The following is an 8,938-nucleotide window of genomic DNA, read 5'->3' on the forward strand; positions in this document are numbered from 1 at the left end:
GTTTTCAAAGAACTGAATGAAATCATATGAATAATAAAAAAACAGCGGTCAAATATCTTTTCAATTGTAACTTGACCGATTGTTCTTCTCTTGTTCATCAGAGAGGTTGCCAAAGGACAAATCCTTTAGAAGATTCAGCATAAAAGATACTTGCCAATTATTCCCATTACTTTATCTGCTATTTTTCTGAACCGTTAACACGTGCTTTCTGTTCCACAAAATAGGGTTGAAAAGTGTAAGACGAATTTGAATCCCAAATCGAATTTTCCTTTGGCAAAACTGATTTTAACTTATTCATTTCATCTATATAAGATGGACTACTGGCAAGATTGATAAATTCATTTGGATCGTTCTCAAGATCATAAAACTCTTCTCCACCATCCTCATATCGGATATAACGGTAACGAGAGGATTTTACGGCATGGTTATTCATTCCAAAGGTGGTTATGGCAACGGATGCTTCATCATTTTTACCATGCATTGCGGAAACCAAGCTTTTTCCTTCATTTCTGTCATAAACGGGAAGCCCGCATAGTTCAAGCAATGTGGGGTACATGGAGAGTAACTCAGCCGGCTCGTCAATTATTTTATTCTTTGGTACTGTAGAACCGGCAAATATAAGGGGTACTCGTGTAGCCGTGTTCCACAAAGCATGTTTGGCGAACGTGCCTTTTTCGCCCAGGCGATAACCATGGTCGGACCATAGTACAATAACTGTATTATCTGCATATTCGCTATTCTCAAGCGCTTCTAACAAGCGACCAATTTCATAATCTACATAACTTATACATGCTAGATAGGCTTGAATGATTTTTGGCCACTCCCCACTCTCAATGGCCCAGTCCGTAGATGGCATCATTGGAAGGTCGTTGATTTTAAGAGCCACTTCGGGTACATCATTCAGATCATCTGCTTTATATGGCATCGTTTCAATACTTTCTAAAGGATACATATCAAACCATTTTTGTGGAACGTACAGGGGTACATGAACCCTAAGAAAGCCAACACCCATAAAAAAAGGTTTGTTATGCTTACGTTCCAAACGTTCTATTGCCCAGTTTACAGATTGGTGGTCGGGCATTAATGAATCGGCTTCTGGAAATGCTCCCCAATCAGTACTTGTTCTACCATAGTTTTTTCTGTCTGAAGTACCAAAACCGTCCCACACAAATCTTTCCTCGGGGTAGGGGCCAAAGCCCTTGACCCTTCCGCCAGACTCATCAAAAAGACTATCCGGAGCGTGAATATGAAATAATTTTCCGATACCCATGGTATGGTAACCATTCTGCTTGAAATATTCCGGGAGCAAAACAATGTCTCTTGTCGCAGGGTTTTCAGAAATAATTTTATTATCGGGAATCATCCCGTACATCCCCGTAGTGGAAGGTCGAAGGCCGGTCATTATTGAAGCCCTAGAAGGACCGCATAACGGTGCTTGGCAGTGCGCATCTGAAAATAAAACGCCCATGGATGCAAGTTTGTCCATATTTGGCGTTTTTGCAGGTCCGTTTAAGCTACCTAGCATCGTATTCAGATCATCTACTGCTATGAAAAGAACGTTAGGGGGATTGTGTTTATCGGTATCTTCTTCTTTAGGTGCTTCTTGCCAAGCGCTAAATAATAAAGTGAACACTACAAAAAACACTTGAATTTTACCTTCCATGTTTGATTTTTAGTTATTCATTCCAAGAAGTTTCTATTTTTTCCTTTAATCTGTCAACAATTTCTGGCAGTTCGGCTGCCAGATTATGACGTTCGGTAGGATCTTCGTAAATATTAAAGAGCTTGACTTCTTCTTCGGGTTTGTTTGTTGAATCTGGTACGATAATTTTATAAGGATAGGTCATGGCCATCTGGTAATAAAGACTCCCTTCAATAGTATTAAAATCATGACTATAGATTTCTCCATAAATAGCATCTCGCTTTTTTACTTTAGATTTATTGAGGATGTCAATTCCGTCTAAGTTTTTGGGCTCGTCAATCCCGATTAAACTTAAGACCGTCGGCATCATGTCCAGACTACTGGTCAATGTTAAACTATCTTGTTTGGGATCGATTTTATCTTTCCATTTATACATAATGGGCGTTCGTAAACCATAATCGTAAGGTGAGCGCTTGGATATTTTGTTGTATCTAGAATCATTTTCATTTTGTACCCATCCATTATCGCACACATAAACGAATAGGGTATTTTCAGTTTCTCCTTTTTCATCGATATAATCCATAAGGTCACCACAAGTTTGATCAAACCATTCGCACATCGCCCAATATTTGGCTACATATGCTGTTGGTGCTTTGGGTAAGTATTTTTGTAAAAGGCTATCTGGAGGATTGTGGGGTGCGTGTGGCAAAAATGGTGCATACCACATAAAAAAGGGTTTCTTTTTTTCTAATGCCAAATCAATATAATTGTAAAGTGTATCCATTCCGTTTCGACCAATTTCCAAGCCATAATCACCGTGCCTGCCTCCACGATTAGGGTCACCATGCGTCATACCATAATCGAAACCTCCGTTTATGTAATTGCCCAACCACCATTTACCGGTTTGGAAGGAGAGGTAGCCCTTCTCTTTTAATAGTTTGGGCAACGTATTCAACTTTTTGAAGTTTTCAATAACCGTTTCATAATTCTTCGGTCTCTTAGTAGATCTCCATTGTCTTTTTGATTCTCTTACTTCACCTGGCAACACTCTATCATTCCCCAAAACCATATGTTTTCTAGGATATACCCCAGTTATGATAGAAGCTAATGAGGGAGAACAAAGCGAAGTGGGCACATAGCCCTTTTCAAAAGTTAGGCTTTCTTGGGCCAATTTGTCAAGGTTTGGAGTTTCTATATGTTTATGGCCCATAAAGCCATAATCTGTCCAAGCTTGGTCATCAGAAAGGATAAATACGATATTGGGTAATTTTTCTTCTACAACTTCTTCCGTTGTTTTCTGCTTTGATTCTTTACAGGAATTGACCCCTATTAAAAAAACGATTATCAATATGATTCTAAAGGTGATTTTCATAAACATATCGATTTATTTATAAGGAGCAGTAAAAATATAAGTGCCTGGTAGGGCCGTTAATTCAATTGAATCAGGATTCTCATTAATTAAAGAAAGACTTGAATTTGCTGATATTTGCTTTCCATCGACCAGCATCTCTTTAGGATTTTGTATTGGAATATGAATTTTAGCTGTTGTATTTGGTGGTACCGTAGCTTTTAATTCAAAATTGCCACCATCAATTTTCCAAGATGATTCAATTTTACCGTAGGGTGATTCGTAGCTGGCCTCTGCAGAGTTGAGCCCACCTCCGGGAATTGGCGCAATACGTATTTCCTTATATCCAGGTTGTAGTGGTTTAATACCAGCAATGCGCTCATACATCCATTCCCCAACAGCACCATAAGCATAGTGATTTAAACTGTTCATCGATTCAGCATTGTATCCCTCGTCCTTACTATAGCTGTTCCAACGCTCCCACATCGTTGTTGCACCTTGATTAATGGAATAGAACCAAGAAGGATAGGTTTCCTTGAACAATATTTCATACATAAGGTCTATTTCACCCATTTCATCCAGCACTTTTGGTAACAGCGGGGTGCCTAAAAATCCGGTGCGGAGGTGATTGTCCGCTTCTTTTATTTTATCGATCAAATGTTCTTTTGCTTTTTGCTCTTTTTTGTTTGATAACAACTCAAAGTTTAATGCTAGCAAATAAGCCGTTTGGGTCCCGTGGTCGTTCTTGACGCTGCCATTTTCATCAAAAAATTCATTTTCGAAAGCATTTGCTACCGTCTCGTATAGATTTTGATATTTTTCTTTGTCTTCCGCCTGATTTAATACATCGGCAGCTTTTGAAGTGAGATGCGCGGCGTGTGCAAAAAAGGCTGTGCCTATAAGGCTCTTTGAAGTATCCCCTCTTTTTCTGCTCTCTTTGGCTTGATAGGGTTGTAGCCAATCACCAAAAGAATTCATGCCGGATATATAATCTTCTGCTTCATTTTGATGGTGGGCCAACCATTTTTTCATCATGTCATAATTCTTTCGGAGCACTTCGATGTCACCGGTTCTGTAATAGATATCCCAGGGTATTATTACAGCCGCATCTCCCCAACCCGAACTTACCCTGTTATCTTTTAAAACATCGGGAGCCACAAATGGAATACCGCCATTCTCAAATTGAGATTCTTGCAAAGTTTGTAACCAACTTTTCCAAAAAGAATGTACATCGGCATTGAATATCGAAGTTGATGCAAATACTTGTGCATCCCCCGTCCAGCCAAGGCGTTCGTCCCGTTGCGGACAATCGGTAGGAATATCGAAAAAATTACCCCGTAACCCCCAAACAATATTGTTTTGAAGTTGGTCAAGTTTTTCATGCGATGAAGCAAACGTTCCATTCGATTCAAAATCTGAATACTGTACAATCCCTGTGACCCAATCTTTTTTGGGTTCTTGTGATTTGTCAAATCCGCTAAGCTCTACATATCGAAACCCATGAAACGTAAACTTTGGTGTCCATGTAATAGTTCCATCCGTTGCCGAAATATAATAGTCCGTAGAGCGTGCAGAACGATAATTGTCTGTATAAAAACTACCGTCAGGAGCCAGCATTTCTGAAAAGCGGATTTTTAAAGTATCACCTTTTTTCATTGGAACTTTTACTTTGGGAACGCCTACCATGTTCTGTTTTAAATCAAATATGATACTACCGTCAATTGGTTTGATGATTTTCTTAGCAGAAAGTGCTACCTTTTCTTTGACCGAATGGTGTCTTTTTGGTTGAATTTTTATGCTGTCCTCAATATTTGCTACTTCAACCGTTTTCCATTTCGTGGCATCAAAGGTATTGCTGCTCCAGTTTGGCATTTCAAAATTTGCATCATAGATTTCACCATCATAAATTTCAGCAAACCGAATAGGTCCGTTTGTGGTACCGACCCAGCTATCGTCGGAAACAATGATTTTTTTTGACCCGTCCTGAAATGTTATTTCCAGTTGGCATAAAACTTTTGGAGAGCCAGATTGTCCCCAAATCAGCTTGTTCCATAACATACGGCCAAAGTGCCATCCGGAAGCTACTTGAAATCCAATTGTATTCTCACCGGCGTCCACCAAATCAGTAACGTCATACGTTAAAGCTTCAATACGCTTATCATAAGGAGTCCATCCCGGCGACATGACAGCATCGCTTATCTTTTTACCGTTAATTTGTCCGCTGAAAACCCCTTTAGCCGTTACATAGAGCCTTGCAGATACTACATCCGAGGGTATTTCAAAACTTTTTCTGAGGTGCTGGGGAGTGTGGATAATCGTTTTTTTAGCTCCTACAAGGCTATCATTTCTGGTAGGTAATCCTACCCATTTGCCTTTCCAATCTTTATTCTTTAAAAGCCCTAACTCCAAATGAGCTATTTCACTCCATTTTGATGGTTCATCATTTGAATCCCAGTACTTGACCTGCCAATAAACTTTTTGCCTAGAATCTAATTTTGGACCCTCGTATACCACAAATAAGGACTGGTCCGATTCTATCTTGCCACTTTCCCATAGATCAGGGTTATCCGGTAGAAAGTCTGGACTGGACGCAGCTACAATACTATAAGCGCTTTGTGATTGAGTAGTTTGCGGAAGTTTCCAAGAAAATGAAGGTTCATTACTGTAGAATCCGATAGGATTTTTAAAACCTTCGTTTACTGTTAATGCAAAAGCAGGTAAATTCCCGTTGTTTTCCTTGCAACTTACAAAACAGAGGAACAGGCTGAGTACTATAGTCCAAAATACAAAAGTTACTTTTCTCACCATACATTAAAAACTTCTTAATAGGTTTATGATTCTCACGTATTATCTAGTCTGTTGTTAATCATCAATAATCTAAAACACCAATGAAAAGATACTTGGTATTTGGAAAAATAATGAGTGTAAATACCTCGCTGAAAACCAATTATTTTAGAAACAAGTATACTAGAGTTTTAGATAATTAGTATCCTGTACTATACTGTTGAACCTCACCATAACGAAACGATACTATTTACAGGGAACCTTACATGGCCTTTTACAATGTTTCAATTTTTGAGAACACCGACTAAGTCCCTTCCTAAACGAGTTACCCCATCAAACCAATCAATCTCTTTTTGTGGAACTACTCATAGAAAATTGTAGTCAGGAAGTCATCAACGATAGCTTTGCTATGTTTGTCATTTTAGCTCAAAACCCATCAATTTGTATCTAAAATCCACTTTTTTTGGTAGGCGACCTATATTTAATTTTTGATTATCAATAAAATATAATCAAAAAGTTAGAATCCTGTTACCCCTACGAACCACTTTCCAGTGGGTATCAAAACATTGTCAATTGACTGATTGACAGTGTTTTTTATTTTCATGCTATAGAGTACGTTCCTACATCGATGTCAAAAAATTGAAATCGTATCACTTGGTTCTTGGAATGGATGGAAACACCAAAAGGGAAAAGACCAATGAAACTATAAAAATTCCATTATTGCCGAAAGAAAAAGAAATTATTACAAAATACAATAAACATACGAGACCTGATATTTTGCGGAAAATACGTACCATATACAGCTTTTCCACGATAATAACATTGTCCCATGGAGTGCCCATTGAAACCGTTTCCAAAATGCTAGGGCACACTAAACTTAACACTACCCAAATTTATGCAAGAGTGTTGGAGAGAAAAGTAGGAGAGGACATGAAGAACCTTATGGACCTAAAGAAAAAGGTGTGGGATATTTGAATCATGCCTCACACCTTTTTGTTTTGATTATTATACTACATGGTCAGTCGCATGAACAACTCATGAGAGCTATTATCGATGTTGTTAATATCATTTTCCATTGCTGCTTCATAGGCATAACCTATCTGCAGCCCCGAACTGATATCGAACATGAACATTCCACTCAAAGCCTCATCCAATCTGTACGAGGCACCCACTTTGAACCGTTGTCCAAAATCCAATATCGAGGTCAGATCCACGGATATGGGGGATGCATCCACATATCGCAACATGCTACTGGCCTGTAGGTTCATGTTCTTTCCCAGTTTAAAATCGTACCCGCCCGATAGATAGACATGCCTGCGGTCCGTGCTAGAAAAGGCGTTACCGTTGCGTTCCTCCAGACGATCTGGGGTCATTAATTTCGGAGCGGAAATGGAAAGGAAAAAGTCTTTGTTCTTTAAATAGACACCCGCCCCTATATTTGGTGTAAACCTGTTTTCAAAATCCATAAGGGTGCCATCTTGCCCCACTCCATATGTAACCAAACCTGTAGTGTTTGCACTGTATGAATTGCCGCTTGCCTTTAATCCGAAATAAAGCATATAATCTTCATTCAGTTTCACCCGATATGAAAAGTCTATTGCAACCCAAGTCTGGTTTTCAATAAAAGTCTGGTCGTTTAAGATGGATACGCCCAAACCTACATTTGCACCGACCGGCATGGAAAAGAGTGCGCTCTGGCTTTCAGGGGCTCCTTGCACCCCTGCCCATTGACTCCGAAGGCCTAGGGTAAGCTCCGCACCTTCACTGCTTCCGGCAAAAGCTGGGTTTATCAAGTTCATACTATACCTGTAAAATGTGTATTGTGGGTCTTGTTGGGCAAAGATGGACTTTGTTCCTAAAGTTATGGCCAGACCTAAAACCAATATTAAATGTTTCATTGTTGTTTTTGTTTTTTGTTTTTTTAATAGTTGATATAGATCCAACCTTGAATCGGAGCTGATCCATCCCCAAGGTCAATTATATACATGTAAGAACCTGCTGGAAGCTTCTCGTTGTTGTCCTTATAGAATCCTTCCCAGTTGTTTCGGTAGCTTTTTGTTGAGAAGACAACATGTCCCCATCGATTGAACACTTTGACGGTATTGTTGGGATAGTTGTCAATTCCAGGAATCACCCAAGCCTCGTTCATACCATCGCCATTAGGGGTAAATGCTTCAGCAGGAATCAACAAAGGTTCTGAGTCCGTGGGGAAATCATCATTCCCATCCGAAACACCGTCGTTGTCATCATCCATGTCGGCATTGTCGCCCACTCCGTCATTGTCATTATCTGAACTTTCTGCGGGGTCCTTTGGAAAGGCGTCCTCTGTATCCGGTACCCCGTCGTTGTCGTCGTCAGTGTCCGCATTGTCGCCGATGCCATCGCCATCGGTATCGGTATCCTCACTGGCATCCAGAGGAAAGTCGTCCTCTGTATCGGGTGTGCCGTCGTTGTCGTCGTCAGTGTCCGCGTTGTCGCCGATGCCGTCGCCATCGGTATCGGTGTCCTCACTGGCGTCCAACGGGAAGTCGTCATCCACATCGGGCGTGCCGTCATTGTCGTCGTCGTCGTCACAAGAATCTGCGATGAAATCGCCGTCATTGTCTTCTCCTGTTAGTTTAAGAATGGCAGTTTCTATCGTGACATTACTGTTTGAATCCGTTATTGTTAAAGTAATGATGTAATCACCCAAATCACCACAGTTGAAATTGATGCGATCAACATCGATTGCAGCTATACCGCAATTGTCGGAACTTTCATCTATAAAATCCTTTGCTGTAATACTAAGGGAACCATTTGCATCTAAGGGTAAGGTAAGGTCTTGGGTTACCACGGTCGGTGATATCATATCCCGAACGGTAACGGTTGCTGTTGCGGTATCGCTGTTCCCACTTGGATCCGTTACGGTCATGGTGACCGTGTTGTTGCCTACATCGGAACATGTGAAGGCCGTAGCATCCAATCCATAGGATGCGATGCTACAGTTGTCCGTTGAACCGTTGTCCATATCTGCGGCGGTTATTGATGCATTTCCCGTAGCATCCAATTGTACCGTAATGTCCTGTGCTACGGCAGTTGGGGAGATCGTATCCCGAACGGTAACGGTTGCTGTTGCGGTATCGCTGTTCCCACTTGGATCCGTTACGGTCATGGTGACCGTGTTG

General features: G+C 40.5%; 6 protein-coding genes. 1 reads left to right on the forward strand and 5 read right to left on the reverse strand.

Annotated features, from left to right (window positions below):
• Positions 1–178: 178 nt before the first annotated feature.
• Genes KIM67_RS05545 through KIM67_RS05555 form a run of 3 tightly spaced genes read right to left on the reverse strand, consistent with a single transcriptional unit; the run spans position 179 to position 5,798 of the window.
• Positions 179–1,663, reverse strand: a complete 1,485-nt coding sequence (locus KIM67_RS05545; RefSeq protein WP_213830347.1) for a sulfatase — start codon at positions 1,661–1,663, stop codon at positions 179–181.
• A 13-nt stretch (positions 1,664–1,676) separates the two neighbouring features.
• On the reverse strand, positions 1,677–3,014 hold the full coding sequence (locus KIM67_RS05550) for a sulfatase-like hydrolase/transferase (RefSeq protein WP_250149166.1): 1,338 nt from the start codon (positions 3,012–3,014) through the stop codon (positions 1,677–1,679).
• Between the two features lie 12 nt (positions 3,015–3,026).
• Entirely contained in the window at positions 3,027–5,798 is a 2,772-nt protein-coding gene (locus tag KIM67_RS05555) for a family 78 glycoside hydrolase catalytic domain (protein ID WP_213830349.1), read from the reverse strand.
• Positions 5,799–6,413: 615 nt separating this feature from the next.
• On the opposite strand from KIM67_RS05555, the gene KIM67_RS05560 reads away from it, so the two are divergent.
• Positions 6,414–6,749: a hypothetical protein gene (locus tag KIM67_RS05560; RefSeq protein WP_213830350.1), complete on the forward strand. Its 336-nt coding sequence runs from the start codon at positions 6,414–6,416 to the stop codon at positions 6,747–6,749.
• A gap of 35 nt (positions 6,750–6,784) precedes the next feature.
• Here KIM67_RS05560 and KIM67_RS05565 read toward each other — a convergent pair whose 3' ends face one another.
• Positions 6,785–7,672 carry a type IX secretion system membrane protein PorP/SprF gene (locus KIM67_RS05565; protein ID WP_213830351.1) on the reverse strand — a complete coding sequence of 296 codons (888 nt, stop codon included), beginning with the start codon at positions 7,670–7,672 and terminating at the stop codon, positions 6,785–6,787.
• Positions 7,673–7,695: 23 nt separating this feature from the next.
• Positions 7,696–8,938 (reverse strand): gliding motility-associated C-terminal domain-containing protein (locus tag KIM67_RS05570; RefSeq protein ID WP_213830352.1); only part of this gene is annotated, 1,243 nt, incomplete at its 5' end.

Source organism: Flagellimonas sp. 389 (genome assembly GCF_018449435.1).
Classification (GTDB): Bacteria; Bacteroidota; Bacteroidia; order Flavobacteriales; family Flavobacteriaceae; genus Flagellimonas.

Bases quoted from the DNA above. Each gene is read 5' to 3' on its own strand.
- KIM67_RS05565 (WP_213830351.1), bottom strand. From the start codon at position 7,672: ATGAAACATTTAATATTGGTTTTAGGTCTGGCCATAACTTTAGGAACA.
- KIM67_RS05545 (WP_213830347.1), bottom strand. From the start codon at position 1,663: ATGGAAGGTAAAATTCAAGTGTTTTTTGTAGTGTTCACTTTATTATTT.
- KIM67_RS05555 (WP_213830349.1), bottom strand. From the start codon at position 5,798: ATGGTGAGAAAAGTAACTTTTGTATTTTGGACTATAGTACTCAGCCTG.
- KIM67_RS05550 (WP_250149166.1), bottom strand. From the start codon at position 3,014: ATGAAAATCACCTTTAGAATCATATTGATAATCGTTTTTTTAATAGGG.